Origin of the sequence: Thiohalorhabdus sp. Cl-TMA (assembly GCF_041821045.1) — a bacterium.
Classification (GTDB): domain Bacteria; phylum Pseudomonadota; class Gammaproteobacteria; order Thiohalorhabdales; family Thiohalorhabdaceae; genus Thiohalorhabdus; species Thiohalorhabdus methylotropha.
On record NZ_JBGUAW010000035.1, the window covers coordinates 1 to 1397 of the forward strand.

Sequence of the window (1397 nt, forward strand, 5' to 3'; positions counted from 1 at the left end):
ATCTATGGCCTGCTTCCGTTTTGCAAGCCACCGGGTTTGGAGGAGGGACGGGTTGCGCCAATCTATTCGGCCTCTTGGTGGGGCGCTCAAGGCCCCGGGCCGCGATGGAGATATCCGCACCTGCCGGCCCTGATTAATTCCACGGCTTCCAAGAGCCTTACCACTTACCAGGGTTGCGGCAGGTCGGTTCCCGTTTCCGCCATCCTTGCGGTCGCTTGCAATCGAACGGTGGAGTCGGTCCTTACAAAACGGTTTCAGGCGTTTCTTTCGTTTGGCTAAACCGATTTTCAGGCGGCTGCGGCCTCGGACCGGAAGGGGGTCCCCCTGGTGAGCACCGCCCAGGCCACGCGGGCCAGTTTGTTGGCCAAGGCCACCGCGGCCTTGTTCTTGGCGGTGCGACCCACCAGCTGCTGGACCCAGCGCCGCAGGGCGTCGTCCCCGCGGTGGGCCTGGGTCAGCACCGCCCGGGCCCCGTGGATCAGCAGGGTGCGCAGGTAGCGGTTGCCCCGTTTGCTGATCCCTAGCAGCCGTGGCTGGCCGCCGGTGGTGGCTTGCTGGGGCACCAGGCCCAGCCAGGCCGAGCAGTCGCGCCCCTTCCCGAACTGCTGGCCGTCGCCGACAGCGGCGAGGAAGGCGGTGGCCACCACCGGCCCGAAGCCCGGGATGGTCAGCAGGAGGCCAATCCGAGGATCGCGAGCGGCAAGAAACTCGAACTGTTGGGCGATCCCCTTGATCCGGTCGTCGAGGTCCTGGAGCTGGGCCCAATGCTGGACCAGCAGGTCGCGGACACCGTCCGGGAGGTCGTTTTCGGCGTCCTCCAGGATGGCCGGCAGCGCCTTGCGCAGCTTGGCGATTCGCTGGGGCACGGTGATGCCGAGCTCCAGCAGCATGGCGCGGATCCGGTTGGCGGTCTCCGTGCGCTGCTTGATCCAGCCCTGGCGGGTGCGATGCAGGAACTGGATCTCCTGCTGGGTAGCGTCCTTGATCGGCACCGCGGGCACCCTCGGCCGGGTCGCCGCCTCGGCAATCGCCTCGGCGTCGGCCACGTCGTTTTTCTGGCCCTGGGTGTAGGGCTGGACGAACTGTCCCGGCAGCAGGATCGCCTCGTGGCCCATGGCCTCCGCCTTGCGGGCCACGAAGTGGGAACCGGCGCAGGCCTCCATGGCGACCCGGCAGGGAGCCAGCTTGGCCAAGTGGCGGATCAAGCCGGTACGGGTGAACTTCTTGGCCCCCATTGGGTGGCCTTGCTCGTCCAGCCCCATGGTATGGATCGTGTTCTTGCCCAGATCAATGCCAAGCGTTGCAATACCCATTGGCCTGCTCCTTCTGATTGGGTCCGTCATTTATGGGGACAAACCCAGGTTAATAAGGAGGAAGCAGGCCATTCCATTAATTCC

1 protein-coding gene is annotated in these 1397 nt (G+C 65.6%); it reads right to left on the minus strand.

Annotation, left to right across the window (positions count from 1 at the left end; genetic code table 11):
* Positions 1 to 287: 287 nt before the first annotated feature.
* Complete coding sequence (locus ACERLL_RS17740; RefSeq protein ID WP_373657428.1) at positions 288 to 1313, minus strand: IS110 family RNA-guided transposase; 1026 nt, start codon at positions 1311 to 1313, stop codon at positions 288 to 290.
* Positions 1314 to 1397: the final 84 nt, after the last annotated feature.

What these genes read in the sequence shown, in the direction of transcription:
- ACERLL_RS17740 (WP_373657428.1), bottom strand. Translation starts at nt 1,313, where the DNA reads ATGGGTATTGCAACGCTTGGCATTGATCTGGGCAAGAACACGATCCAT.